At 49.1% G+C, this 26,573-nt stretch carries 22 protein-coding genes; 12 read left to right on the forward strand and 10 right to left on the reverse strand.

Translation table 11 applies throughout. From position 1 onward, the window contains the following. Positions 1–13 precede the first annotated feature (13 nt). Positions 14–382, forward strand: coding sequence for a gamma-butyrobetaine hydroxylase family protein (locus H141_RS0108010; RefSeq protein WP_019675736.1), 369 nt, complete (start codon positions 14–16; stop codon positions 380–382). Between the two features lie 27 nt (positions 383–409). Here the strand turns inward: H141_RS0108010 and H141_RS0108015 are convergent, their stop codons facing one another. Together H141_RS0108015 and H141_RS0108020 are read right to left on the reverse strand one after the other, a co-directional pair. Then, positions 410–2,272, reverse strand: a complete 1,863-nt coding sequence (locus H141_RS0108015; RefSeq protein WP_019675737.1) for a methyl-accepting chemotaxis protein — start codon at positions 2,270–2,272, stop codon at positions 410–412. A gap of 75 nt (positions 2,273–2,347) precedes the next feature. Then, the gene (locus tag H141_RS0108020) at positions 2,348–4,285 is read right to left on the reverse strand and encodes a putative bifunctional diguanylate cyclase/phosphodiesterase (protein WP_240473107.1); all 1,938 of its coding nucleotides are present in this window, start codon (positions 4,283–4,285) and stop codon (positions 2,348–2,350) included. A gap of 225 nt (positions 4,286–4,510) precedes the next feature. Between H141_RS0108020 and rraA the strand changes: the two genes are divergently transcribed. Continuing rightward, a complete protein-coding gene (rraA, locus tag H141_RS0108025; protein ID WP_019675739.1) occupies positions 4,511–4,996 on the forward strand; it encodes a ribonuclease E activity regulator RraA in 486 nt (161 codons plus the stop codon). A gap of 17 nt (positions 4,997–5,013) precedes the next feature. Next, the gene (locus H141_RS0108030; protein WP_019675740.1) at positions 5,014–6,072 is read left to right on the forward strand and encodes a formimidoylglutamase; all 1,059 of its coding nucleotides are present in this window, start codon (positions 5,014–5,016) and stop codon (positions 6,070–6,072) included. Here H141_RS0108030 and H141_RS0108035 read toward each other — a convergent pair. Together H141_RS0108035 and hutI are read right to left on the reverse strand one after the other, a co-directional pair. Further along, positions 6,069–7,595 carry a putative bifunctional diguanylate cyclase/phosphodiesterase gene (locus tag H141_RS0108035; protein WP_019675741.1) on the reverse strand — a complete coding sequence of 509 codons (1,527 nt, stop codon included), beginning with the start codon at positions 7,593–7,595 and terminating at the stop codon, positions 6,069–6,071. The two genes, H141_RS0108030 and H141_RS0108035, sit on opposite strands and share 4 nt — an antisense overlap. An 81-nt stretch (positions 7,596–7,676) precedes the next feature. Next, positions 7,677–8,897, reverse strand: a complete 1,221-nt coding sequence (gene hutI, locus H141_RS0108040; protein WP_019675742.1) for an imidazolonepropionase — start codon at positions 8,895–8,897, stop codon at positions 7,677–7,679. A gap of 130 nt (positions 8,898–9,027) precedes the next feature. Between hutI and hutC the strand changes: the two genes are divergently transcribed. The 4 genes from hutC (at position 9,028) to H141_RS0108065 (ending at position 15,184) form a co-directional block, all read left to right on the forward strand. Next, complete coding sequence (gene hutC / locus H141_RS0108045; RefSeq protein WP_019675743.1) at positions 9,028–9,756, forward strand: histidine utilization repressor; 729 nt, start codon at positions 9,028–9,030, stop codon at positions 9,754–9,756. Further along, positions 9,756–11,429 (forward strand): urocanate hydratase, encoded by a 1,674-nt coding sequence (gene hutU / locus H141_RS0108050; protein WP_019675744.1) that lies wholly within the window; start codon positions 9,756–9,758, stop codon positions 11,427–11,429. Before hutC ends, hutU begins: the two co-directional genes overlap by 1 nt. Before the next feature lie 4 nt (positions 11,430–11,433). Further along, the gene (hutH, locus tag H141_RS0108055) at positions 11,434–12,969 is read left to right on the forward strand and encodes a histidine ammonia-lyase (RefSeq protein ID WP_019675745.1); all 1,536 of its coding nucleotides are present in this window, start codon (positions 11,434–11,436) and stop codon (positions 12,967–12,969) included. Between the two features lie 187 nt (positions 12,970–13,156). Further along, entirely contained in the window at positions 13,157–15,184 is a 2,028-nt protein-coding gene (locus tag H141_RS0108065) for a methyl-accepting chemotaxis protein (RefSeq protein WP_019675746.1), read from the forward strand. Between the two features lie 168 nt (positions 15,185–15,352). Here the strand turns inward: H141_RS0108065 and H141_RS0108070 are convergent, their stop codons facing one another. The 5 genes from H141_RS0108070 to typA form a co-directional block, all read right to left on the reverse strand. Further along, positions 15,353–15,973 carry a restriction endonuclease gene (locus tag H141_RS0108070; RefSeq protein ID WP_019675747.1) on the reverse strand — a complete coding sequence of 207 codons (621 nt, stop codon included), beginning with the start codon at positions 15,971–15,973 and terminating at the stop codon, positions 15,353–15,355. A 111-nt stretch (positions 15,974–16,084) separates the two neighbouring features. Next, positions 16,085–17,008: a bifunctional GNAT family N-acetyltransferase/hotdog fold thioesterase gene (locus tag H141_RS0108075; RefSeq protein WP_019675748.1), complete on the reverse strand. Its 924-nt coding sequence runs from the start codon at positions 17,006–17,008 to the stop codon at positions 16,085–16,087. Between the two features lie 30 nt (positions 17,009–17,038). Further along, complete coding sequence (gene dtd / locus H141_RS0108080; protein WP_019675749.1) at positions 17,039–17,476, reverse strand: D-aminoacyl-tRNA deacylase; 438 nt, start codon at positions 17,474–17,476, stop codon at positions 17,039–17,041. Then, complete coding sequence (locus tag H141_RS0108085; RefSeq protein ID WP_019675750.1) at positions 17,473–18,339, reverse strand: virulence factor BrkB family protein; 867 nt, start codon at positions 18,337–18,339, stop codon at positions 17,473–17,475. The genes dtd and H141_RS0108085 overlap by 4 nt, the downstream gene beginning before the upstream one ends. 138 nt (positions 18,340–18,477) lie before the next feature. Then, a complete protein-coding gene (gene typA / locus H141_RS0108090; protein ID WP_019675751.1) occupies positions 18,478–20,316 on the reverse strand; it encodes a translational GTPase TypA in 1,839 nt (612 codons plus the stop codon). 347 nt (positions 20,317–20,663) lie between these two features. Between typA and glnA the strand changes: the two genes are divergently transcribed. From glnA to glnG, 4 genes are all read left to right on the forward strand, one after another. Next, the gene (gene glnA, locus H141_RS0108095) at positions 20,664–22,073 is read left to right on the forward strand and encodes a glutamate--ammonia ligase (protein ID WP_019675752.1); all 1,410 of its coding nucleotides are present in this window, start codon (positions 20,664–20,666) and stop codon (positions 22,071–22,073) included. 121 nt (positions 22,074–22,194) lie between these two features. After that, on the forward strand, positions 22,195–22,710 hold the full coding sequence (locus H141_RS0108100; RefSeq protein WP_019675753.1) for a DUF4124 domain-containing protein: 516 nt from the start codon (positions 22,195–22,197) through the stop codon (positions 22,708–22,710). Positions 22,711–22,791: 81 nt separating this feature from the next. After that, on the forward strand, positions 22,792–23,856 hold the full coding sequence (gene glnL, locus H141_RS0108105; RefSeq protein ID WP_019675754.1) for a nitrogen regulation protein NR(II): 1,065 nt from the start codon (positions 22,792–22,794) through the stop codon (positions 23,854–23,856). A 4-nt stretch (positions 23,857–23,860) separates the two neighbouring features. Further along, entirely contained in the window at positions 23,861–25,270 is a 1,410-nt protein-coding gene (glnG, locus tag H141_RS0108110; RefSeq protein ID WP_019675755.1) for a nitrogen regulation protein NR(I), read from the forward strand. A 5-nt stretch (positions 25,271–25,275) separates the two neighbouring features. Here the strand turns inward: glnG and H141_RS0108115 are convergent, their stop codons facing one another. Then, the gene (locus H141_RS0108115; protein ID WP_019675756.1) at positions 25,276–25,746 is read right to left on the reverse strand and encodes a Spy/CpxP family protein refolding chaperone; all 471 of its coding nucleotides are present in this window, start codon (positions 25,744–25,746) and stop codon (positions 25,276–25,278) included. Positions 25,747–25,877: 131 nt separating this feature from the next. Here H141_RS0108115 and H141_RS0108120 point away from each other — a divergent pair, with 131 nt between their 5' ends. Continuing rightward, positions 25,878–26,573, forward strand: coding sequence for a response regulator transcription factor (locus H141_RS0108120; protein ID WP_019675757.1), 696 nt, complete (start codon positions 25,878–25,880; stop codon positions 26,571–26,573).

Below are 26,573 nucleotides of genomic sequence, written 5' to 3' on the forward strand. Positions count from 1 at the left end.
GGCTTAATAACATATGACATTGCGCACCCTGCATTACCACCAGCAACAACGTTTGCTGGATCTGATATTCACTGACGGCACGGTAAAAGTGCTGTCAGCTGAGTTTTTGCGGGTGCATTCACCATCCGCCGAAGTGCGCGGGCACGGCCAGCCAAAATTGGTCACCAATAAACGCGATGTGGCGATCCGGTCTATTAGCCCGGTAGGTCATTATGGCGTTAAATTAACTTTTGATGATGGGCATAATACCGGCTTGTACCATTTCAGCTATTTATGCCAATTGGCAGACGAGCAGCATACACTGTGGCAGCAATACCTGGCACTGCTTAAAGCAGCCAATGCCAGCCGCGAAAGCCTGATAAACACCCGCCAGCTTAGTTAGCAGGTCAGATCGTGAGTTATTAGCAACTCAGGCTTTAAAGATTTGCACACTCTGGCGCAAACTTGCTGCCTGTTGTGCCACTTCCTCACTAATAGTCGCATTTTGGCGGGCATAGCCAAAAGTATCGTCAGATAAATCGCGTATTTTAACCACGTTTTTATTAACCTCGGCTGCGACATGGCTTTGCTCCTCAATCGCCGCCGCGATCTGGGTAGTCATATCCATAATATTGGTAACATCTGCAGTAATCTCACCCAGTAACGTCATGGCAATACCCGCCTGCTCAGCGCTGTCATTACCTTGCTGCCGGCACTGCTGCATAGCTTCTACAATGTGGCGGGTGCGGCCTTGTAACGCGGCAATAATCTCTTCGATTTGCCCGGTCGATTGCGCCGTACGCTGCGCTAAATGACGCACTTCGTCTGCAACTACAGCAAAACCACGGCCCTGATCGCCAGCGCGGGCAGCTTCAATAGCAGCATTTAACGCCAGTAAATTGGTTTGCTCGGCAATACCACGAATAACATCAAGTACCGAACCGATAGTCTGACTGTCCTGCTCCAGCTCGGTAACAATGGTAGTTGCTTCCTTTAAGCGTTTGGATAACTGCTGGATCTGATTTACCGTTTGCTCTACTTCCTTACGGCCGCTGTTAGCATTCTGGTTAGTACTGTCTGCCTTAGCAGCTGTCATCTCAGTATTGCTGGCAATTTCATTAATGGTGGCGCCCATCTGCGTAACCGCAGTCGCCACCATATCGGTCTCTGATTGCTGGCGTTGCATGCCCTGGCTGGTGTCGGAAGTTGACTGAGCCAGCTCAGCTGTTGCCTGATCCAGCATAGACAAGGCTTCGTTTACGGTGCGGATTAAATGCTGCACATCGGCTAACATCGCGTTGAAATCCTGCGCCAGATGGCTCATTTCATCCTGGCCACTTTCATCCACCCGTTGCCGGAAATCGTGCTCAGTCCGAATTAAACCTATGGTATGGCAGACCGCTCTCACCGGACCAATAATACTGCTGCTGGTAAAGCCAACCAGCGCCAGCATCAACAACAATACGACAATAAAAATAATAACCGCCAGCTGTTTGGTACTACCAACTGCAGCCGTAATTGCTGCACTGGTTTCTTCTGACAAGGTTTTCAGGCTGGTTTCTGTCTGGTGAATTGCTGCACGCATCTGACCGGTCAGGCCTTCAGTTTCGCTCATTCCCAGTTGCTGCATACCGGCAACCAGACGATTAAAGCCTTCGCTGTAAGCAGTTGCAGCTGCCATGCCTGGCCGGTAGTCCTGCTGCAAGGTGGTTATGAATGTTGCAAAATCACGGTTAAAGCTTTCTACGTAACGCAGATCAAGCCGCAGTAAAAAATCTTTTTCCTGACGGCGTAATTGTAGTAGCTGCAATTGCCACTCTGTTTCACCCGCTAAGACAAGTTGTTGCTCCAGGCTCTGAGCCGCTTCGCGCAAACGGCCTTGTAAACCTTCTTCCGGCGTTAAGCCCAGTTGTTGCTGCTGGGCCACCAGACTATTAAACACTTGCTGATATTCAGTGGTCAACTGACTGAACCTGTTTAGTGGTTCGACAGCAATATCATGGCGCTGCAGATGCTGACGCAGCGAACTGACCATGTCAGTTAACTCTTGAATACGGTCATTTAAGCGTTTTTGGTATTTCAGGTCGCTGCGCATCATAAAATCTTTTTCATGGCGTCGCAGCATCAATACTTTAGTATTTAATTGTTCTACCAATTGCTGAGTTGAGGCCAGACTACTGAGTTGATTACTCTGGAAAAACAGGATAGCCAACATCAACAGCATGGCAATAATTAAAGCGAAAGCATTGGCTAACAACCGTTGTTTAATGGTCAACCGACGAAGAAGCTGCATAAATATCACTCACCAGGCTAATTGAAATATAAGATTAAATTACTTTAGTATATGTAAACAGCAACAACGAATTATTTAGCGCGGATAGGTGCGAAAAAATGCCAGCGCCTCAGTTTCAGGTAGTGGTTTGGCGATGTAATAACCCTGAACGGCATCACAGGATAAGCTACGCAGTAAGTTTAGTTGCTCAACCGTTTCTACGCCTTCCGCCAGAATGCGCTTCCCTAACCCATGCGCCAGTTTTATCATGGTTTTAACAATCATCATGTCGGAGTCATTCGAGGTCATATCCATGACGAAGCTGCGATCTATTTTAATTTTTTCAATTGGCATTTTACGCAAATAAGCCAGCGAGGAGTATCCAGTACCAAAATCATCTATCGATACCTTAATACCCATTTGCTGCAGTTCCAGCGCAAAGTTAGAGCCTTTCTCCATATCCTGCATCGCTGTGTTTTCTGTCACCTCTAACTCCACCATTTCCGGAGAAACCTTGTATTGTTGCAGCAAGCCCTTCAGTTCCTGTTTCAACCCCTCCTGCTCAAAATGAATAGGTGACATATTGATCGCCAGCGGAATGTGAACTCCTTGCTGCTGCCAGCGCTGAATACTGGCAATAGCATTACGCAAAATAACTAAATCCAGCACCTGGCTCAGGCCAAGCTGCTCACAGAGTGGTAAAAACTCTCCCGGCATCAATAAGCCACGTTGTGGGTGTTGCCAACGCACCAATACTTCAAAACCCTCCAGTAAATTGCTGCGCAGGCTGAGCTGCGGCTGATAATACAACACAAACTGGTTTTCACTGATTGCCTGTAACAGTTCACTTTCCCAGGCCAGTAAACGGGCGGTTTCCTCTTCCATGCCGGTCTGATAACTGAGCCAGCTGGCTTGCAAACGCTTCGCCTGATGAAAGGCAATATTTGCCTGTTGCAGCAATTGTTCGGCACTATGAGCATGCAACGGATATTGGGACAAGCCGATGCTGGTGGTCAGTTTAACCGGACCACTATCAAGTAAAAACGGTTTTTCAACCAACTGCTGGACATGCTGCAGGGTATATTGCAGCTGTTTCTCGTTAACGACATCCGCCAGCACCAATGCAAAAATATCGCCGCCAGTGCGGGCAATCAACGCCGGTTTAACAATACTAAGTTCAAAACGCCGGATCACTTCCCGTAAAATCCGGTCACCCTGTTTCAGGCCAACTGATTCATTAACGTTTTTAAATTTATCCAGCCCCAGCATGACCAGGTGCAAATTCCCAACGGGGTTAGTTGTAATCAACTGGTCGAGTTTTACTAATAAGGCATCACGATTAAGCGCCCCGGTAAGCTGATCGTGCTGATCCAGATACCGGGTTTTTTCGGTCAGTTTCAGGTTAGTGTTTCGCTCATTTTCCTGCAACCAGATCACCAGCGAAAAACCCAGAGTAACCAGCAAGGTCAGTTCAATACATTTATAAATCATTAACTGGTACAACGAAAAATAGCTGCTTGACTGTAACAAATCGCCGATGATATTGCTCAGGTACAAAACGCCCCACAGCAGCAGGACAATTGCCGACAGCCGCGGCCCCGCTCTGCGGTTACTGTTTCGCCATAACCACACGCCAGCGCTAAACAGCAGCATGCCACTGACAATAAACCGGGCGCTGAATTCCAGAAAAGGTTGCCATGGCGCTAATGCCGTTATCATTTCAGGTAGAAGTGCAGTGATGGTTGCCAGTAACATTACTATTATAAAATAAAAACTGGCAGGCCAACGTTGCTGATGCTCTGTGCTGTCAAAGAATTGCAGTCGATTACCAAGCAACATTAATAACGCAAATGCATAAAAGCAGAAGTGCATCAGCGTTACCAGCGGGAGTCTTACTACTGACGATCCAAGTGGCGAGTTGTTTATCAGTAAAACGGCGGTTTGATATCCTGCAAAAGCCAGAAAAGCCAGCAACCAGTACTTCAGATACGCTTGCCGGTAAACCCGCAGGTAGTACCAAAATAAAAGTACCATCAATAACGCTAAAACAGCTTGCGTTAAATACAGGGGTATTCTGGCGAATAGTTCTGCTGGCACTTGGCGCTCTCTTATGTCTTGACGATTACACCTTAGCAAACAAATTACTTTTGCAGCAATACTTTGTTGAACGTAAAGCAGCGACGTTGCACATTATTACCTTGAGCTTGCAAAGCATAGCGCTATACTGTGCAAAAGCTGTTACTGCCCACGGAGCCTTACATGGAATACAATACCTCAGAGCTATGCGATCTTTATGCGGATCAGGTGGACGTTGTTGAACCGATCTTTGCAAACTACGGTGGCAGACGTTCATTCGGCGGTCAAATTTATACTATTAAATGCTTCGAGGACAACGGTCTGGTGCGTCAGGTGCTGGCCGATAACGGCGTGGGTAAGGTGTTGTTAATTGACGGTGGCGGCTCTGCCCGCCGCGCGTTAATTGATGCAGAACTAGCCAGTCTGGCAGCCGGCAATGGCTGGGAAGGTATTGTTTGTTACGGCAGTGTTCGCGATCTGGATGCACTGGAAGATTTCGAAATTGGTATTCAGGCCGTTAATGCGATCCCTATCGGTGCTGATGACAATGGTTTTGGTGAAACCGAAGTGCCGGTTAATTTTGCCGGAGTAACCTTCTTACCGGGCGATCATTTGTATGCTGACAGTACCGGCATTATTATGTCACCGGATCCGCTCGATATTGAATAAAAATATTGAAAAGCCATATGCTACAACGTTTTACTATTAGTGATTTAAATGATCTTTGTGTCCGGCGCAGTGGCGAGAGCCGGCTTGGCCAGCAGCTACGGTTGCCTGACCCGGCTCTGTCAGTGGCTGAACTATTAGCTGGCCATAAAGCTGACGGTGGCCAGTTTGTTTTGCTGGGCATTGCCGAGTGTATTGGCCCAAGAGCAAATATGGGTAACCCTGGGGCCGAACTGGGCTGGCAGGCTTTTTTACAACGCTTTTTAAATCTGCAACATAACGATAACCTGGTGCCTGAACACATTTTGTTACTGGGTCAGATCGACTGTGTCGATTTGCAACAACAAGCTACCACTCTGGATAATCAGGATCCGCAGCAATTGGCAACCTTGCGCCAGCTCTGTGCCGAGCTTGACCAAAGGGTCAACCAGCAACTTATTCCTATTTTTGAAGCCGGCCTGTATCCAATCGTAATCGGGGGCGGCCATAATAATGCCTATCCACTATTGCAGGCGCTGGCAGAGGTAAGCCAGCAGCCGGTAAATTGCGCCAACCTGGATCCCCACGCAGATTTCCGGCCGCTGGAAGGCCGGCATAGTGGTAATGGCTTCAGTTACGCCAGCGCAGCCGGTTATCTAGAGCACTATATGGTGCTGGGGCTTGATCTGCATAAAAACTCAGCAACCAGTCTGGCCATGCTGCATCAGGCTGGCGGCGAATACATCAGCTATCAGCAGGTCGCAGTCCGTCAGGAGTTAAGTTTTCAGCAGGCGTTAGATAAAGTGGTAGAACATTGTTGCCATGGCATAGCTGATATTGCTATCGAGCTGGATACCGACAGTATTCAGCAGATGCCGGCCAGTGCCCTTAATTATACCGGGCTGAGTGCAGAACAAGCGGCGCAGTTTGTATTTCAGCTGGCACGCTTACCCCGCGCCCGCTATCTGCATCTGGCCGAAGCGGCTCCGGCTTGTCATCCGGCCGGTCTTGCGGCTGGTATCAACCAATGCGGTCAGGTGTTGGCAACATTAGTGCTGGCTTTTATTAATGGCAAAGCGCTGCAACCGCCACAAATTTAACCGGGGTGGCGATGTTGCCACTGGCGTAACCACGCCGGAAAACCACTCAGTTCAAATGGCTGTGAATACCAGAACCCCTGCCCCCGCGAGCAGCCCATTCTTAGCAGCTTATCTTCAACTTCAGCACCTTCTACACCTTCTGCGATCACCCCCAAACCAAGGTTGCGTGCCATATCAATAATTGCACCGGTAATCGCCATATGCGCTTCGGTTTTGTGTAATTCGCTGATAAAACTACAATCTACTTTGACATACTGCACTGGCAGCTGACGCAAATAAGCCAGAGATGAAAAACCAGTACCAAAATCATCCAGAGCCAGTTCAACGCCCAGCTGATGCAGTCGCTGCATCATTGCCATAGTCCGGTCAGGCTCGGCTGACAAGGCATTTTCACTTATTTCCAGCATTAGCAGTTGCGGCTTTACCTGATATTTTTCAAATAACTGTTCCAATGCTTCTACCAGCTCATCGTGCAGCAAATCTTTGCTGGAAATATTGACCGCTATCCGGCTAACCAATTGCTGTTCAGTAAGGCTGGCAATGGTTTTAATAGCCTGCTCTAACACCCAAAGACTGAGTGGATAAATTACCCCCATCTCTTCTGCCAGAGCAAGAAACGCCTCTGGTGCCAGCAAACCTTTTTTCGGATGGCGCCAACGAATGAGTACTTCAGCAGCCAGCACCTGACGGTTACGCATTGCCATTTGTGGTTGAACAAACAACACTAACTGATCTTCGTCAATGGCCTGGCGTAATTCTGCCATCAACGCCAGTTTTTCGGTGGTATAGTTGATCATGTCCGGCGCAAACATCAGACTGGCACCACGCTGCCACTGAAAATGCTGCAAAGCCAGATAGGCCCGCTCCAGTAGCTCATTCAGCTGAGTGCTGTGCTCAGGATAAAGCGATATCCCGACTCCCAGCCGATAATCAATGGCGCAACCGTGCACCAGCATCGGCTGTGGTACCGATTGTTGTAATTGCCTGGCTAAAAACTCAGCCCGCGCCGGCTGGTTACCAATATCAAGCCAGATAGCAAAATCAACACTACCCAGGTGACAGACCCGCACCGGTTGTTGCTGACGATATTCATAGGTCAGGATTTTGCTTTCGTCGGCAAGTTTATCGTTAATACGCTGGGCGATTTGGGCCAGAATTAAATTGCTGTTGCTGTGGCCCAGCAGTTGGTTTATCTGGTCGAATTGCTCCACTTTAAGTAAAATCAGGGCGAACTGCTGATCCGGAGCACTTTTCAGCACATCATCAAGCTTGCGTTGCAATGCATATTTATTAGGAAAGCCACTGATGTCATCGTGTAAGGAATAAAAGCCCTGTAAATCAGGTTTGGGTTGCAACGCCCGTTTGAGGCGGAACTTAAGCGCGACGATATAAATAAACGCCAACACCAATAACAGCAATAAAAGCAGGGTAACCGGCATAGCCGGCGCGGATTGATTAGCCATCGCCGGCCCGCTAACACTGACCAGCCCCAGAGCCGACAAACGAATAAATCCAATTACCATGGCGCTACCACACTTTATTACTGCCGCGTTGTATTCTGCTGACAGCTTACGCCAAATTTACCGCTTGTAAAGCTGCCTGGATTACAGCTTAATTACTTTTCCATTAACAATCAGCTGCTTAAGCTGATTAACTCCAAATTGATAACAAAGCTCAGCCGGCCTGTTGATACTATAGCAGGCAAAATCGGCCCGCATACCCCTCGCCAGCACTCCCCTGTCAGCTAATCCTAAGGCTGCAGCCGCATGCCGGGTTACCCCCAGTAGCGCTTCTTCCGGGGTTAAGCGAAACAAGGTGCAGGCCATATTTAACATTAATGGCAGTGAGCACAGTGGGGAGGTACCCGGGTTTAAATCAGTTGCCACGGCCATCGGTACACCATATTGACGCAATAGCTCAACCGGCGGTAGCTGGGTTTCACGCAAGAAATAGTATGCGCCAGGCAACAGTACTGCGACGGTGCCAGCTTCTGCCATCCTGGCCACTCCTGCCTCATCCAGAAACTCAATATGATCAGCCGACAAACCGCCAAACCCGGCAACTAAACTGCTGCCTCCAAGGTTAGACAACTGCTCTGCATGAGCCTTAACCGGCAATCCCAGTGCTTGCGCGGTAGCAAATACTTTCCGGCACTGGCTGATGCTAAAACCTATGCCCTCGCAGAACACATCGACGGCATCAACCAGTTTTCTGGTATGTAACCGGGGTAACATCTGACATACCGCATCAATATAACCATCAGCATCGTCAGCAAATTCAGCTGGCAGAGCATGTGCCCCCAGAAACGTTTTAACTACTGTCGCTGGGTGATGTTTATCCAGTTCGACCGCCACTTCCAGCATTTTCTGCTCGGTCGCTAAATCCAGGCCATAGCCTGACTTTATTTCCACCGTGGTAACACCCTGGGCTAACAGGGTATTCAACCGGTCTTTGGCCAGCACAAACAATTGCTCATGGCTGGCAGCTCGGGTTGCCGCTACTGTAGCTTTAATACCGCCACCACTGGCAGCAATCTGCTGATAGCTGGCACCATTTAAACGCATTTCGAACTCATTCGCCCGGCTGCCAGCGTAAATAAGGTGGGTATGGCAATCAATAAAACCCGGCAGCAACCACTTACCCTGCATATCGTGTAGCGGCGTCGCCATCGCATCAAACTCAGGTAGCTCGCCGCGACTGCCAACAAAGACAATAATGCCATCCTTCACGGCCAGCACACCATTTTCAATAGCACCGTAAGGCATGCCGTTATTGGTCATGGTGGCAATATTGGCGTTAATCCAGATGGCATCAAACTGTTGCATAAGGTTCTCCTGTTACGAACTATAAATAATTTTACACCAACAACTTGTATATACAACCAAATTACCGTATTTTTATTTATAGCAGTTTTCTAGTTAACAGCAGTAATTTTTACTCAGTAGCGGAGTCGTTATGGCAGTTGCCAAATTTGCCGAGATAAAAGAGTTTATGTTAAGCCAGATTGAAATTGGTGCCTGGCCGGAGCATAACCGGGTGCCATCAGAAAATGAGCTGGCTGAGCAATTCAGTGTCAGTCGGATGACAGCCCGCCGTGCATTGCAGGAGCTGACTGAGCAGGGTATTTTGTACCGCACTCAGGGAGTTGGCAGCTTTGTGGCGGCACTGAAATCTCAATCCTCGTTACTGGAAATCCGCAATATTGCCGATGAAGTACAAGCCCGGGGCCACGCATATAGCGCCCGCTTGCTACAACTGACTGAACTGCCCTGTCCAACCATTATTGCCAGCGCCCTCGGTTTACGGCGCAATGAACCGGTATTTTTCTCATTAATTGTGCACCTGGAAAACAACCTGCCATTGCAACTGGAGGCACGCTATGTCAGTCCGCTGCAGGTACCTGACTATACCGCTCAGGACTTCAGTTACCAGACCCCACACCAATACTTAAGCCTGATAGCACCGCTTACTGAAGCCGAACACACAGTTGAGGCCATCTGGCCGGATGACTTTACCTGTAAACATTTAATGCTGAAAAAAGCCGAACCCTGCCTGCGCCTGACCCGCCGCACATTTAGCCGCGAGGGCGCAGTCAGCCTGGCCTATTTAACATCACCAGGTAGCCGTTATCGCTTAGGCGGCCATCTGAATTTTTCATTACCAAAAAGTATAGAGAGTATTTGATGACAGACTCACGTATTGATAACAGCCGGGTGATCCGAGCTGAACGCGGTAGCAAGATCACCGCAAAAAGCTGGCAAACTGAAGCGGCCAAGCGGATGTTGATGAACAACCTGGACCCGGAAGTAGCCGAGCATCCGCAAGCGTTAGTTGTATATGGTGGTATTGGCCGCGCTGCGCGCAACTGGCAGTGCTTTGATAAAATTGTCGACGTACTTAACCGGCTGGAAGATAACCAGACCTTGCTGGTGCAAAGTGGCAAGCCTGTAGGGGTATTTCCAACCCACCCGGATGCACCACGGGTACTGATTGCCAACTCAAATCTGGTACCGGCATGGGCAAACTGGCAGCATTTTAACGAGCTGGACCGCAAAGGCCTGATGATGTACGGCCAGATGACAGCCGGCTCATGGATTTATATTGGTACTCAGGGCATTGTTCAGGGCACCTACGAAACCTTTGTCGCGATGGCGAAACAGCATTTTAACGGTGACGCCGGCGGCAAATGGATTTTAACTGGTGGTTTAGGTGGGATGGGTGGCGCTCAGCCACTTGCAGCCACCATGGCCGGCTTTCATATGATCGCCTGTGAGGTTGATGAAAGCCGCATCGATTTCCGGCTGAAAACCCGTTATCTGGATAAGAAAGCCTACTCGCTGGATGAAGCACTGGCCATGCTGGAGCAGGCAAAAGCTGACGGTAAGCCTAGCTCTATCGGCCTGCTGGCGAATGCAGCTGATGTGTTTGCTGAACTGGTAACCCGTGGTATCACCCCTGATGTGGTAACTGACCAGACTTCAGCCCATGATCCGCTTAACGGCTATCTGCCCCAGGGCTGGAGCATGCAGTATGCCGCTGAACAACGGAAGACTGACGAGGCCGGCGTGGTAAAAGCGGCCAAACAGTCGATGGCAGTGCAGGTACAGGCCATTCTGACTTTGCAGCAACGCGGTGCCGTGGCAACCGACTACGGCAATAATATCCGCCAGATGGCCATGGACGAGGGCGTAAGCAACGCCTTCGATTTTCCGGGCTTTGTACCGGCCTATATCCGACCATTATTTTGCCAGGGTATTGGGCCGTTTCGCTGGGTAGCCCTGTCAGGCGATGCCGAAGATATCTACAAAACTGATGCTAAAGTTAAAGAACTGATCCCTGATGATTTGCACCTGCATAACTGGCTGGATATGGCGCGTGAGCGCATTCAGTTTCAGGGCCTGCCGGCGCGTATTTGCTGGATTGGCTTAAAAGACCGGGCCCGCATTGCCCTGGCATTTAATGAGATGGTAAAGAACGGCCAGCTGAAAGCCCCGATAGTGATTGGCCGCGACCACCTGGATTCCGGCTCGGTTGCCAGCCCTAATCGTGAAACTGAAGCCATGCTGGATGGCTCTGATGCCGTATCAGACTGGCCTTTATTAAATGCGCTGCTTAATACTGCCGGTGGTGCAACCTGGGTGTCATTGCATCATGGTGGTGGCGTAGGTATGGGTTACAGCCAGCACAGTGGTGTGGTAATCGTCGCAGACGGCACTGACGCTGCAGCAGCACGTTTAGGCCGGGTATTGTGGAATGACCCCGGTACCGGCGTAATGCGCCATGCCGATGCCGGTTATGACATCGCGGTAAACTGCGCCAAAGAGCAAGCCTTAGACTTACCAATGGTTACGGAGTAACAACATGAGTTTCACATTGAATTTAGTGCCAGGTAAGTTAACCCTGGCTCAATTACGGCAGGTGCAGCAAGGCCCGGTGCAACTAACCCTGGACAGCATAGCAATACCAGCAATTGAAAAATCTGCAGCTTGCGTTGCCGAGGTTATTAAACAGAATAAAGTGGTGTATGGCATTAACACCGGCTTTGGCCTGTTAGCCAATACCCGGATTAAAAATGAAGAGTTAGAACTGCTGCAGCGTTCCATCGTGCTATCCCATGCCGCCGGTTTCGGTGACTTTATGGATGACAGTACCGTACGTTTAATGCTGGTCCTGAAAATTAACGCTCTGGCCCGTGGGTTTTCAGGGATCCGCTTGAGCGTGATCGAAGCTTTAATTGGCTTGGTTAACGCCGGACTTTACCCCTGCATTCCGTTAAAAGGCTCGGTTGGTGCCTCAGGCGATTTGGCACCGTTAGCTCATATGGTATTGCCGTTAATTGGCGAAGGTGAAGTGAGCTTCAACGGCCAGATATATGATGCAACCGAAGGCCTGGCGCTGGCGGGTATGGCACCCTTAACTCTGGCGGCTAAAGAAGGGCTGGCGTTGTTAAACGGCACTCAGGCATCGACGGCTCTGGCGCTGGAAGGCTTGTTCCGGGCCGAGAATTTGTTTGCTGCCGGCGCAGTAATTGGCGCGATGAGTGTTGAAGCGGCGCTTGGCAGTCGCGCGCCTTTTGATGCCAGAATTCATGCAGCGCGCGGTCAGCGGGGCCAAATTGATGCCGCAGCAATATACCGCCACTTACTTGCCACCAATTCTGAGGTGGGCGCTTCGCATAAAGATTGTGAAAAAGTACAAGACCCTTACAGCTTAAGATGTCAGCCTCAGGTAATGGGTGCCTGCTTAACCCAGATCAGGCAGGCAGCAGAGGTACTTGAAGTTGAAGCTAATGGCGTCACTGACAACCCGTTGGTGTTTGCCGATGAAGGCGACATTATCTCCGGCGGCAATTTTCATGCTGAACCGGTAGCAATGGCTGCTGACAACCTGGCGCTGGCCATCGCAGAGATTGGCGCCTTGTCTGAGCGGCGGATGGCGTTGCTGATCGACGCCAGCTTAAGTAAGTTACCGGCTTTTCTGGTCCCGAATGGTGGAGTAAACAGTGGCTTTATGATTGCTCAGGTCACCGCGGCGGCGTTGGCCTCAGAAAATAAAAGCCTGGCCCACCCGGCATCGGTTGACAGCCTGCCAACTTCGGCCAATCAGGAAGATCATGTATCAATGGCAACCTTTGCGGCACGGCGCTTAGCTGACATGAGTGAAAACACCACTGGTGTGCTTGCCGTAGAGTATTTAGCAGCAGCTCAGGGCCTTGATTTCAGGGCGCCATTAGTATCGACTCCTGAACTGGAAAACGCCAAAGCATTGTTGCGGGCACAAGTAAGCTTTTATAAGCAGGATCGTTACTTCGGGCCAGATATTGAAAAGAGCGCCAGCCTGATCCGTAGTGCTACCCTGAACCAGTTTATTCCGGCAGCTTCGCTCTGTAGTTTTTAACCCTTACTAAACCTGCCTATACAGCCGCACCGAAATGGTGCGGCTGCTCATTCAACAGCAATTTATTGGCATATAAGCTATTATTTCTAGCTTTACCCATTTATCTTTGTTTGCTACCTTGTTGTTTTTACACTAACTACTGTTTTGTCACTATACTCAGACATACGGGCATTAACTGGCGAAGCTTATGACATTAAAAGTTGCTCACAAAGTCATCCTTGGCTTTAGTTTTATCGCGGCACTATTGCTGCTTGCCAGCATTTTAGCGCTTTTTAGCTTTAATACCGTTACCCGCTACAGTAATGACGTTAACCAGTTGGCAGTACCGGCCCAACAGCAAAGTAACCTGGCCCAAATCCAATTGTTGAAACTGGCAAAGTTGTCGGCCTTAGGTTTTACCGCTGAACAACAAACTGAAATAGACAATTATCAGCAACAATTTGCCACCAGCCGCAACCTTTTCACCGCTCTGATTAACGATTTCAATCAGTTAACAGCAGAGGATGAAGCGTTACAGCAACCATTACAGGCTGCAATGAGCCATTTCAGTCAATACAGTGACGCTGTAGACATCATGTTTCAGGCACGTAGCCAGAGTAACGCTGCTGCAGAGGCTGTTGCAGCTGAGCTGAGTCAGCTGGAAACGGCCATTGATGACGCCGGCGCCAGCTTGCTCGACTTAGCCGATGCTGACCTGTCGCTGGATGACTCTATGATGGAGCAAATAAGTGGTAATGCAGGCCGGATTGATGGCCAGATCCTTGGCTTATTAAACACGGTGCGGGAAGTAGCTGGCTACGTTGATTTAGCCACACTGGAACGCAACCAGCAGAATATCGGTTTTACCCTTAGCGATATTCAGGTAAATATTGACTATATGGACCGGCAAATAAACAACATTGACACCGATGGCCTGTGGCCACAGTTTCAACAGCAATTTGGCGCATTAACTGAGCAACTGCAAAACAGTACCAGCCTGTTAAGCCTGAAACAACAGCAACTGCAACAACTGCAAACTGCCCGCCGCCAACTGAACAGCTCTGAGCAACAGGTTGAACAAGCTGTACTGGCACTGGATCAGGTAGTTGAACTGGCTGACCAGCGCTTTAATCAGTTGCAACTACAGGTTTCAGATGCTTTAAACTCAGGCAGCAACCGTACCTTGATTATGATGCTGGTCTTAGTTGTGTTGGCCGTGGTTACTGCCTATTTTACTATTAGTGCCATGTTGAAGCCGCTGGCCAGTATTAATCATATGCTGGGCGATATAGCCAAGGGTGACTTAACCCGCGAACTGACAATAGTACAACAAGATGAATTTGGCGCTTTGTCAGCCAAGGTTAACAGCCTGATAGCAGCACTGCGCAGTTTAATAACCAATATTCAGCAAAATGCCACTGATTTAAACAACAATGCCAGCCAATCCAGCAGTGAAGTGCAGGAAATAAGTACATCACTGCAACAGCAGCAGCAACAAATCAGCCGGGTTAACGACATCACCGGTGAATTAGCCGACAACACGCAAACCGTGGCAGAGCAGGCGCAGCAGGCTGGCGAGGCCATGCGGCAGGCTCTTGATAAAAGCCAGCAAATTCAACAGATTGCTGATAAAAACAAACTTTTGATTACCGGTCTGGCCAATCAGCTTTCTGGCACCAGTGATGTCATGAACAAAGTAAACGACCAGTCTACTAACATTGGCGGCATTCTTACCACTATCAGCGCCATTGCCGAGCAGACTAACTTGTTGGCATTAAATGCTGCAATTGAAGCGGCAAGGGCCGGAGAACAGGGGCGTGGCTTTGCTGTAGTGGCGGATGAAGTGCGCTCCCTGGCCGGACGCACGCAGCAGGCAACCAACGAAATACGGCAGATGATTACCAGCTTGCAACAACAAAGCCAACAGGCTGTAGCATCAGTACTGACAGGAAAAACTGATGCTGAACAATGTGTCGCCACCACCGAGCAACTGGCAACAGCGCTGGAGGCAGTGACCGAGGCTATGGCACAAACGCGACAAATAAGTAATGCAGTCAGCGCAGCCAGTGCCGGTCAGTTAGACTTAGGAGCGGCCATTAGCGATAATATGCAGCAAATGGTGCAACTGGCTAACAGCAGTACCAGCAAAGCAGAGCGCACCTTAGTCCATAGTGATGATGTTGCCAGATTAGCGGCACAACTTCAGTCTGCAGCAACCCGCTTTAAAATCAACTGATTTGGCACTCCCTGCCGGGCTGTCTTTTCTTCGCTTGCAAGCAGCCAAGAAAAAAGCTGGCCGAAGCCAGCTATGCAGGAAGTGAAGCAGTCCATGTTTAATATTTTGATTCCTTTCGCTACTGAATATCGCTTTTTTACTAACAAAAATCCTGATGAAACTTTGATATCAGCTCTGAATTACCGGTACTTGCTGAATTTTTGCACGTTTTTGCTGTTTTCTTAAACTTTTACTGTCCAGTAAACTGATATTCGCTTCCTGAGCAAAAATCCAGGCCTGATTAGAAAAGCCACCGCTGCTAACGACAAGACCATCTGAAACATCTATTGCCAGCATTTGTTGAAACATCATCCTGACCTGAGTAATGTCTACCGGCAATTCGCTTTGTTGAATAAAGACCAGAGTGTCACGCTGCGCATGCAGTATCTGATAATCGGCCGTTACTTTGTTGCTGGCAGACAACTGCCCTTTGCGACTTAACAGGCGTTGTGCGTCCTGCAAAAACTGGTGCTGGCGGTCTGTGCCAGCCAGCATGGTACGCAAACGCTGATTTACCCCTGCTAATCTGTGCTCGTCATCAAGTTCCATAAAAGCCAGGACATTACACAGCAGTGCCACCACAAACATCAGCACAAAAACCCACAACATAAATGTCGACCAGAAGGCCGACAAAGTCAGGTCTTTATCGCTTAATAACAATGAATGCTCGGCAAAGAACAGGTATACACCGCCGGCCAGAACACCAATTATGGTGCTGATAGACGAAACCCAAAGCCACTTACTTTTCATATCCACCTCAAACCTGTGTTGGCTGAAATGAATTATCTACCCATGTTTGTTAAGCCGCTTTACCAAGTTTTGATAAATGCTTTATAAATACCGGCAGTAACAGCATTATGGTTAATTTTGCCGGGGTGGCTCTGGTATAACCACATATTGACCGCTGAACTCGGCACAACATTGCTGCTGGCAGTAAATTCCAACCCGGATCTGCTGCCGGACTTTTTTCCCCTGAGCCAATGGTTGCAAATCACCAATACAGCCAAGTAATTCACAACGTGCTTCAGGTGCGCTGCCAACAGGGCGCAGATATCTGATATCAGCATGAGCCAGCACCTGAGCACCGTGTAACCCCATGGCCCGGAGTTGCATATATAACATGCCCCAGCCCGTTAATGTCGCCAGGGTATAAATACTGCCGGCAAACATAGTTTGGTGTAAATTGATATTGGGTGCCAGCGGCGCAGTGCAGCTTAACTGGTAACCGTTAAAACTACTGATTTGCAGCTGCATGTACTGACTCAGCGGAATGGTTTGCTGCCAGGTGTCGGTCAGTTGTTGCTGCCATCGCTGAAAATCGGCGCTGCTGCCAGTCAGACATAAGTTTTTAACCATTTTCAGATGGGCAATCCCAAACAGCGGTTCCGCCTGCCCTATTTGCCGGTAACCTTGTTGCTGGTAAAAGCCCACAGCTTGCTCCCGGGCGTTTAAATATAACTGTTGCAGACCAAGGCACACTGCCTGTTGCTCCAGCGTGCGCAGTACTCTGCTGCCGGCCCCTTTGCCCCGCGCACTCTCGGCAACCGCCATATAGCGGATCTGGCCACTGGTTTCATCACGCTGATGTAAACGCCCCACCGCCTGCACTGTGCCGTGGCTGTCAGTTAGCATGAAATGATGGGCCTGGGCTTCCAGTTCATCCTGCTCTGATCCCTGGGGTTGCTGCCAGGGCGCACGCAGTACTTGCCAGCGCAGCTGGTAATAGGCCTGCCACTGGTCAGGGCTAACAGGGCGGGTTAATTGCCAGTTAGAAGGTATTGCCATAAGGTACTCATTATTAATCAGAAAGTGCTGCTAACTACTTAGCAAAAACGTTACCGGGCCGTCATTAATCAGGCTTACCTGCATATCTGCAGCAAAACGGCCACTTTGCACTGGTATATTAAGTTCGGCTAACTGCTGAATAAATTTCAGATAATACTGTTCGGCCATTGCCGGTGCCGCCGCCGGGGTAAAACTGGGCCGCAGACCACTTTGCGTATCCGCAGCAAGGGTAAATTGCGACACCACTAACACAGCACCACCGGCCTGCTGTACATTTAAATTCATTTTGCCGTTACTATCGCTAAATAGCCGGTAGTGCGCCACTTTATGCACCAGCTTGGTCAGCGACACGCCGTTATCTGCAGCCTCAACGGCTAAAAACACCAATAAACCAGGGCCAATAGCACTAATTTGTTCGCCGTTCACTGTAACCGAAGCCTGGCTTACCCGCTGAATTAATGCCTTCACGCCTGCGACTCGCCTGACGCCTCAGCGTCTTCCAGCTCTGCTCTCTGTTGCAATAAGGCAGTAAGCTCGGCGCCTAACAACACCACCAACCAGGATAAATAGACCCAGATAAACAGAATAGGCACCAGCGCCAGCGCACCGTAAAGCGCCTGATAAGACGGAAATTCAGTGACATAAAGGGTAAAGCCACGTTTAAAAAACTCAAACAATACCGTGGCCAACAGCGCCCCCCAGAAGGCGTGGCGCACCTGTACTTTTAGATTGGGCACCACCAGATAAAGAATAAAAAAAGCCAGCAGTGACATCAGATAAGGGATTAACCATAAAATAAAGTTAGAAATGCCCGGGGTATAATCTTCGGCATAGCGGCTAAAAGTCGCCAGATAGGAGGTAACCGCAATTGAGGTACCTATTAGTACAGGGCCCAGGGTTAAGATCATCCAGTAAATTGAAAACGAAATAATTGGCCGTGGCCGTTGCTTCACCCGCCAGATTTTATTTAAGGTTTTATCGATATTATAAATAAGCAGCAGCGCAATAATAATCAGTACCAGAATACCCACAGTAGTCATGCCACTGGTATTGCCGATAAAGGTATTAATGTAGGTTTGAATTTCCTCACCACGGGTCGGAATAACATTGGCAAAAATCAGCTGCTCTAATTCCGACTTCAGCTCTGCAAACATCGGAAACATGCCCAGCATTGAAAACATTACCGCAATCAGGGGTACCAGCGACAGCAATGAAATATAGGCCAGATAGCCACCCACAATAGTGATCTGGTCTTGCTGACAGCGCTGAACGTAAGCGGCAATGAAATCTTTACTCCGATGCAGAAACCGCACCAGTTGAGGCTTGTCCATAGCTGTTCCTTAAAACCCTGATAAACGCAAGAATACTCGAAAAACCAATGTCAGACCAGTATTCACCAACCGTTTGGCGTCTGGCCTGAAAACAACAAAGCCAGCAATATGCTGGCTTTGTTTTATAACGAAAAACGCTTAGGCGGCTGGGCCACGGCTGGCACGCTTGCGGTCGTTTTCTGTTAAATGACGCTTACGAATACGGATAGACTTAGGTGTTACTTCTACCAGTTCGTCGTCGTCAATAAACTCCAGTGCCTGCTCCAGCGTATAGCGAACTGGTGGCACCAGATTAATGGCTTCATCTGTGCCTGAAGCACGTACGTTAGTTAATTGCTTACCTTTTAAACAGTTAACTGTTAAGTCGTTGCTACGGCTGTGAATACCGATAACCTGACCTTCGTACACTTCTTCGGCATGACCGATAAACATCCGGCCACGCTCCTGCAATGAGAAAATGGCGTAACCAGCCGCTTTACCCACGGCATTAGAGATCATCACACCGTTCATCCGCTGCCCAATAGTGCCGCCTTTATGCGGGCCGTAATGGTCAAAGCTGTGGTACATCAGGCCGGTGCCTGAAGTGATGGTCATAAACTCGGTACGGAAACCAATTAAGCCGCGGCTTGGCATGTTGAAATCCATCCGGATCCGGCCTTTACCATCTGGCTGCATATTGGTTAAGTCAGCTTTACGCTCACCCATCCGCTCCATAATGGCGCCCTGGTTCTGCTCTTCACAGTCGATGGTAACGTTTTCCATCGGTTCCATTTTCACGCCATCAACCATTTTCATAATAACTTCTGGCCGTGATACCGCTAACTCAAAACCTTCACGGCGCATATTTTCAATTAATACGCCTAAGTGTAATTCGCCGCGGCCAGACACTTTAAACTTGTCACCGTCTTCGGTTTCTTCAACCCGCAGTGCCACGTTGTGCTTCAGCTCGTGGCTTAAGCGCTCTAAAATCTGCCGCGACGTAACAAACTTACCTTCTTTACCGGCGAACGGTGAGGTGTTTACCTGGAATGTCATGGTAACAGTAGGTTCATCTACCTGCAGCGCAGGTAATGATTCCACTTTAGTGGTGCTACAAATGGTATCGGATATTTTCAGCTCGCCCAGGCCGGTAAAGGCAACTATATCACCTGCTTGCGCTTCGTTGGTTTCAACCCGCTCCAGGCCTAAGTAACCAAATACCTGGCCTACTTTACCATTACGCTTACTGCCATCAGCACCGACAATAGTAACTTGCTGGTTTGGCTTCAGGTTACCGCGCTTAATCCGGCCAATGCCGATAATGCCCAGGTAGCTTGAATAATCCAGCTGTGATACCTGTAACTGCGTTTCGCCATTCAGCTCTACAGCTGGTGGTGCTACATGCTTAACAATGGCTTCGAACAAATCAGTGATATCTGGTTTCTGCTCGTTGTAATCTAAGGTGGCCCAACCATTTAACGCTGAGGCATAAACGATCGGGAAATCGAGCTGCTCGTCGGTAGCGCCAAGGTTATCAAACAGGTCAAACACCTGATCAATAACCCAATCCGGGCGTGCGCCCGGACGGTCAATTTTATTAACCACAACTATTGGCTTTAAACCGTGCGAGAACGCCTTCTGAGTAACGAAGCGGGTTTGCGGCATAGGGCCATCTACCGCGTCTACCAATAGTAATACGGAGTCTGCCATTGACAGTACCCGCTCTACTTCACCACCGAAATCGGCGTGGCCGGGGGTGTCCAGAATATTGATATGATAGCCATTCCAGCGTACCGAGGTATTTTTCGCCAGGATAGTAATACCGCGCTCAGACTCCTGAGCATTGGAGTCCATCATCCGCTCCTGTAACTTAGCCCGGGCATCGAAAGTGCCTGATTGTTGCAGCAGTTTATCTACCAGGGTGGTTTTGCCGTGGTCGACGTGCGCGATGATGGCAATATTACGCAGTTTATCTAAAGTTGACGCGGTAACGCTCATGTATCAGTATCCTCTGTGGCACTAGATGACCATAATGACCACCAGGCAAAAGCTTTTCAAAAGTAAAGGGCGCATATTCTACTCTTTTTTTTCGCAGAAAGAAAAAGGCGTTGTACTCATTGGCGGTTTTTTTTTAAACAGGGCCGCAAACTCAGCTACACTTGGCACTTATTGCAGCGCACCACAAGCGGGCACCGCAGCACCAGATTGGTGCATTGCAAGCCTACCCAAGCTTCACCATTGCAATAAATTCAGTAAAATCAATGTAGTTATATGTTGGCATATATCTGGCATTTAATAGGGCAATCACTAATTCAGTGTTCAAATTAGGTCAATTGGAGGAATGCATGTCTGCATCGGAAGTATTAAAACTAATTAAAGAAAACGACGTTAAATTCTTAGATCTGCGTTTTACTGACACTAAAGGTAAAGAGCAGCATGTCAGTATTCCGGTAAGCCAGGTCACCGAAGAGATGTTTGAAGACGGTAAAATGTTTGATGGCTCATCTATTACCGGCTGGAAAGGCATTAATGATTCAGATATGATTCTGCTGCCTGACCCTAGCACCGCCGTATTGGATCCATTCTTTGAAGAAACCACCTTAAACATAACCTGCGATGTCATTGAACCCAGCACCATGCAGGGCTACGACCGCGACCCGCGCTCAATAGCCAAACGTGCTGAAGAATATTTAAAATCTACCGGTATTGCCGATACCGTGCTGTTTGGCCCTGAGCCCGAATTCTTTATGTTCGACGATATTCGTTTTGAAACCACCATGGCCAGTTCATTTTTTAAAATTAACTCTACCGAGGCAGCCTGGAACTCAGGTACAGCTTATGAAGAGGGCAACAAAGGCCACCGCCCCAGCGTCAAAGGTGGTTACTTCCCATTACCACCGGTAGATTCAGGCCACGATATCCGCAGCGCTATGTGTATGGTACTGGAAGAAATGGGCCAGGTTGTGGAAGCGCATCACCATGAAGTAGCAACTGCAGGCCAGAATGAAATTGCTACCCGCTTTAACACTCTGACCAAAAAAGCCGACGAAGTGCAGCAGTTAAAATATGTTATTCATAACGTAGCGCACCTGTATGGCAAAACCGCTACCTTTATGCCTAAGCCGCTGGTTGGCGATAATGGCTCAGGTATGCACTGTCATCAGTCACTGGCTAAGGACGGTGTAAACCTGTTTGCCGGCGACAAGTATGCCGGTCTGTCAGAACTGGCCCTTTATTACATTGGTGGTATTATCAAGCATGCTAAGGCCATTAACGCCTTTACCAACCCATCAACTAACTCTTATAAACGCCTGGTACCACATTTCGAAGCTCCGGTAATGCTGGCGTATTCGGCTCGCAACCGTTCTGCGTCAATTCGTATTCCGCTGGTACCCAGTGCCAAGGCGCGCCGGATTGAATGTCGCTTCCCGGATCCGGCAGCTAACCCTTATCTGGCATTCACTGCTCAGTTAATGGCTGGTTTAGATGGTATTCAGAATAAAATTCATCCTGGTGATGCCATGGATAAAGATTTATATGACCTACCAGCAGAAGAAGCAGCCAATATTCCACAAGTTTGTACTTCTCTGGATCAAGCAATGGACGAGCTGGATAAAAACCGCGCTATCTTCACCAAAGGCGGCGTAATGTCCGACGCGATGATTGATGCCTATATTGCAATTAAACGTGCTGAGTCACGCCGCGTATCGGTAGCGGTGCATCCGCTGGAGTTTGAACTGTATTACAGCGTGTAATAAACGCTTGCCCAAATCAGGCCCACCTTGGTGGGCCTTTTTTTTGTAGAATTCTTTATTAAAGCACGCTAAAGTGTGATGACAATTAATAAAATGCAACATCAATGGATTTGACAAGCACATGAATAAGTTACTGTTGTTATTAACTTTGCTGGTAATCATGCTGCCATTGCAGGCGCAGGAAAAGCGTATTTTTGTCACGAAAGATGCAAATGGTGTATTAGTATTTTCTGACAGCCCGCAACCTGGCGCTGAAGAAGTAAACCTAACCAGCCGCCCCAATGTTATGGAATCAACCGGAACTAACCTGCCGGCAAGGAAACCGGTTGAAGTTGAACCTTTTAAAATTGAGATTGCCCAGCCTGAAAACAACGGTACGGTGCGCGATAACACCGGTTCAGTTTATGTATCAGGCCGGATCACGCCGATGTTTCAACGGGGCCTGCAGGTGCGGCTGGTAGTTGATGGTACTCCACTTAGCGAACCCCAGAATAAAGCCACTTTTATCCTGCGAGATGTTGACCGTGGTGAACACACACTGCAAATGGAATTATTTGATCAAAGCGGCAAGCTTATTGCAACCAGTCCTGTCACAACCTTCTATCTTCACAGAGCGTCGGTAATTAACCCCAATTAGGGCAGCTCAGGCTGTATTTCGGCTAGAAACCGATTACACTGCCAGTCATCTGCACTAACTTGGTGCAAAAGAGGTGGCAGTGTGACAACCAAAAGCAAACAACCTGATTTTATGGCCCTTGCCGAACAGCTCACCACAGCGGTGCTGCTGCTCGACAGTGACCTGATGCTGCGCTACTTTAACACCGCTTGCTGTGCAGTAATGGGCTTGGGTGAGAAACGCTTAACTGCCCAGTATTTTCCGGGGTTATTTCAGCACCTTGATATTAAAGCCAGCCATCTGACATCCGCACTAAGCAGTAAACAGGGCTTCAGTGTCAGCGATGTTCAGGCCGTGCTGCTTGATGGCCGCCACCTGTTGCTTGATCTCTCCCTGACAGTTAGTGAACAACCGGCTAACCATCTGTTACTCGAGCTGCGCCAGGTAGACCAGCAGCGCAAAATCAGTATGGAAAGCCTGCAGCAACATCAACACTTAGCAGCGCGTGAGCTTATCCGGGGTCTGGCTCATGAAATAAAAAATCCGTTGGGTGGTCTGCGTGGTGCTGCACAACTGCTGGAAGAGTCGCTGGACGAAGAGCAAAAAGAATATACCCAATTAATTATTGCCCAGGCCGATCGGTTGCGCAATCTGGTAGACCGCTTACTTGGCCCATACCGACCGCCGCAAAAAGTTACCACTAATCTGCATCAGGTAATCGAGCAGGTGTTGCAACTGGCGCAAATGGATAATCCCGCCAAAGCACACTTTAGTCGTGACTATGATCCCAGCATTCCGGATTTCAGCTTTGATCCTGAATTATTAGAGCAAGCATTGCTGAATATTGTCCGTAATGCCCAGCAAGTGTTGTCAGAAGGCGGAGCCATTTGCCTGCAGAGCCGCATTTTGCACCAACATACCCTGAACGGTAAGCGCTATAAGCTGGTGGCCTTTATTAAGGTTATCGATAATGGCCCGGGTATTCCTGCTGAAATTAAAGATACCTTGTTTTATCCAATGGTCAGCGGTAAAGCCGGTGGTACCGGCCTCGGCTTGTCTATCGCTCAAACCCTTATTCATCAACATGGTGGCTGGATAGACTGCGACAGCTGGCCTGGCCAAACCGAATTTACTTTATATCTGCCTATCTCAGACTCGGAGGATTAACGCAATGAGTGATACCGTCTGGATTATTGACGACGACAACTCAATTCGTTGGGTATTAGAAAAGGCCTTGGGCCGCGCTGAGATTCCCTGTGAAAGCTTTGCTTCAGCTGACTTAATGTTGCAACGACTGGAATATGAGCAGCCTGCAGTGGTGGTTTCCGATATCAGAATGCCTGGCACCGATGGCATGGCATTGCTGGCCAAACTGCAAGACCTGGCCCCGGAATTACCGGTAATTATTATGACCGCCCATTCTGATCTGGACAGCGCGGTTAATGCTTTCAAACGCGGCGCTTTTGAATATCTGCCAAAACCGTTTGATGTTAACGACGCCGTAGCGTTAATCAGCCGGGCACTGCAACATAGCCAGAGCCAACGCGCCCGGCAAAAGCCTCAGGTTGCCAGTATTACCCCTGAGATTATTGGTGAAGCTCCGGCAATGCAGGAAGTTTTCCGGGCAATTGGCCGGCTGGCCCGCTCCAGTATCAGTGTATTAATTAATGGCCAGTCTGGTACTGGTAAAGAGCTTGTTGCCCGCGCGTTGCATAAGCATAGCCCACGCGCTGAACAGCCGTTTATTGCCCTGAATATGGCGGCTATTCCCAAAGATTTGATTGAGTCAGAACTGTTTGGTCATGAGAAAGGTGCTTTTACCGGTGCCAATAACTTGCGTAAAGGTCGCTTTGAACAGGCTGACGGTGGCACCTTATTTTTAGACGAAATCGGCGACATGCCACTGGATGTGCAAACCCGCTTGCTGCGGGTACTGGCCGATGGCCAGTTTTACCGGGTAGGTGGCCATCAGGCCGTCAGTGTCGATGTGCGGATTATCGCCGCGACTCACCAGAACCTCGAGCAACTGGCCCAGGAAGGCAAATTCCGGGAAGATTTATTCCATCGCCTGAATGTGATCCGGGTGCACTTACCGCCGTTGAAAGACCGTAAGCAGGATATTGCCAAGCTGGCACAGCACTTTTTACAACAAGCCGCCAAAGAACTGAACGTAGAAGCGAAAACCCTGACTAAAGAAGCCGAACAGTTTTTAAGCCAGCTGGACTGGCCTGGCAATGTCCGCCAGCTGGAAAACAGCTGTCGCTGGCTGACCGTAATGGCCAGCGGTAAACATATAGTGGTCGCCGACCTGCCACCAGAGTTAACCCAACCCGCTAAAAGCAGCCAGAAACCGGCAACTCCTGATAGCGGAGACTGGCAAAGCCAGTTAGCAAGCTGGGTCGAAGATAAGCTTAGCGCCGGCGAGCAAAATATTCTGGCAGAAGCGAGTCCAGCCTTTGAGCGGATTGTACTGCAACAGGCACTGCACTTTACCCGGGGCCACAAACAGGAAGCGGCCCGCTGTCTGGGCTGGGGCCGCAATACCTTAACGCGCAAACTGAAAGAGCTGGAAATCGAATAAGCTTATTAGCTTTGCTGCGCTTTACGTTGCTGCAACTTCTGCTTGCGTTGTTGATGCTTGTCAGCCAGTTGTTGTCGCTGCTCCGGCGTCAGCAACTGATAAACCTGATGGCGTAACTTTAACTGAGCCAGCCGCTGGCCTAAGCGTTGCGGCTGTTGTTGTTGCAGTAACTCAGTGACTGCTTGTTCATCGAAATACTCCGCCTGTACCAGCTGACGCAACGCGCCGCGATCGGTAGCACCTCGTTCAAGGTCAGACTTGCTGGCTTTATGTTCTTGCAAAAGTTGTCGCAGCTGCTGTTGCTGTGCTGAGGTAAGTTCAACCCCAGCAAGCATTTTCTGGTATGGAAAACCTCCATGCTGCTTCTCATAAGACTTGCCTGCCTGCTCAGGCTTGCTATGATGCCCGGCAGTGGCACTGTTGGTTGCTAACAGCAAGCTGGCAGCGGTCAATATTAACGTTATTGCTTTCATCATTTATACTCCGTGGTTATGACCCTGACAGCATAACGCTTTAAATGCAAAGTAACGCAAAGCACAGGTAAAGGTTCAGTAAAGATACTGGCAGCAAACACTGCACTGGATAGACTGAACAAAAAGGAGTTGCTATGGCTGCGATCTTAATGATTGATGATGATATCGAACTATGCAAACTGGTTGCCGATTACCTGGCAATTGATGGCTATCAGTTCGATATGGTACACGATGGTGTCAGTGGTTTAGCCAAAGCGCAAAGTGATAATTATCAACTGCTGTTACTGGATGTGATGTTGCCCGGACTGGACGGCCTTAGCCTGCTTAAGGCCTTACGACGTGATAACTATTGTCCGGTCCTGATGCTGACGGCCCGTGGCGAAGACGTTGACCGGATCATTGGCCTCGAACTTGGCGCAGACGATTATCTGGCTAAGCCTTTTAACCCCCGGGAATTACAGGCCAGGGTCAAGGCAATTTTACGCCGGGTAGAGCATGCCCAGCACGACAATAATCTGACCGGCCAGTTGCTGAAGGTTAATCAGGTGACACTGAACCCAGGGAACCGTCAGGTGCATTGCCTGCAACATCTGGTCAGCCTGACCGCAACCGAATTTCAATTACTGGAAATACTGATGCGCCACGCCGGTCAGCTGGTCAGTAAAGAAATCCTCAGCCAGCAGGTGTTAGGCCGCCGCCTGCAACTGTATGATCGCAGCCTGGATATGCATATCAGCAACATCCGTAAAAAGCTCAGCCAGTTTGCTCAAGATGAAAAAATTCAGACGTTGCGCGGCAGTGGTTATCTATTTCTCAGTGGGCCACTTTGA

The sequence above is a fragment of the Arsukibacterium perlucidum DSM 18276 genome, assembly GCF_000382165.1.
GTDB classification, from domain to species: domain Bacteria; phylum Pseudomonadota; class Gammaproteobacteria; order Enterobacterales; family Alteromonadaceae; genus Alishewanella; species Alishewanella perlucidum.

Excerpts from the sequence above, each read along its gene's own strand:
- H141_RS0108010 (WP_019675736.1), top strand. The coding sequence starts at position 14 with ATGACATTGCGCACCCTGCATTACCACCAGCAACAACGTTTGCTGGAT.
- H141_RS0108015 (WP_019675737.1), bottom strand. The coding sequence starts at position 2,272 with ATGCAGCTTCTTCGTCGGTTGACCATTAAACAACGGTTGTTAGCCAAT.
- H141_RS0108020 (WP_240473107.1), bottom strand. The coding sequence starts at position 4,285 with ATGGTACTTTTATTTTGGTACTACCTGCGGGTTTACCGGCAAGCGTAT.
- rraA (WP_019675739.1), top strand. The coding sequence starts at position 4,511 with ATGGAATACAATACCTCAGAGCTATGCGATCTTTATGCGGATCAGGTG.
- H141_RS0108030 (WP_019675740.1), top strand. The coding sequence starts at position 5,014 with ATGCTACAACGTTTTACTATTAGTGATTTAAATGATCTTTGTGTCCGG.
- H141_RS0108035 (WP_019675741.1), bottom strand. The coding sequence starts at position 7,595 with ATGGTAATTGGATTTATTCGTTTGTCGGCTCTGGGGCTGGTCAGTGTT.
- hutI (WP_019675742.1), bottom strand. The coding sequence starts at position 8,897 with ATGCAACAGTTTGATGCCATCTGGATTAACGCCAATATTGCCACCATG.
- hutC (WP_019675743.1), top strand. The coding sequence starts at position 9,028 with ATGGCAGTTGCCAAATTTGCCGAGATAAAAGAGTTTATGTTAAGCCAG.
- hutU (WP_019675744.1), top strand. The coding sequence starts at position 9,756 with ATGACAGACTCACGTATTGATAACAGCCGGGTGATCCGAGCTGAACGC.
- hutH (WP_019675745.1), top strand. The coding sequence starts at position 11,434 with ATGAGTTTCACATTGAATTTAGTGCCAGGTAAGTTAACCCTGGCTCAA.
- H141_RS0108065 (WP_019675746.1), top strand. The coding sequence starts at position 13,157 with ATGACATTAAAAGTTGCTCACAAAGTCATCCTTGGCTTTAGTTTTATC.
- H141_RS0108070 (WP_019675747.1), bottom strand. The coding sequence starts at position 15,973 with ATGAAAAGTAAGTGGCTTTGGGTTTCGTCTATCAGCACCATAATTGGT.
- H141_RS0108075 (WP_019675748.1), bottom strand. The coding sequence starts at position 17,008 with ATGGCAATACCTTCTAACTGGCAATTAACCCGCCCTGTTAGCCCTGAC.
- H141_RS0108085 (WP_019675750.1), bottom strand. The coding sequence starts at position 18,339 with ATGGACAAGCCTCAACTGGTGCGGTTTCTGCATCGGAGTAAAGATTTC.
- typA (WP_019675751.1), bottom strand. The coding sequence starts at position 20,316 with ATGAGCGTTACCGCGTCAACTTTAGATAAACTGCGTAATATTGCCATC.
- glnA (WP_019675752.1), top strand. The coding sequence starts at position 20,664 with ATGTCTGCATCGGAAGTATTAAAACTAATTAAAGAAAACGACGTTAAA.
- H141_RS0108100 (WP_019675753.1), top strand. The coding sequence starts at position 22,195 with ATGAATAAGTTACTGTTGTTATTAACTTTGCTGGTAATCATGCTGCCA.
- glnG (WP_019675755.1), top strand. The coding sequence starts at position 23,861 with ATGAGTGATACCGTCTGGATTATTGACGACGACAACTCAATTCGTTGG.
- H141_RS0108115 (WP_019675756.1), bottom strand. The coding sequence starts at position 25,746 with ATGATGAAAGCAATAACGTTAATATTGACCGCTGCCAGCTTGCTGTTA.
- H141_RS0108120 (WP_019675757.1), top strand. The coding sequence starts at position 25,878 with ATGGCTGCGATCTTAATGATTGATGATGATATCGAACTATGCAAACTG.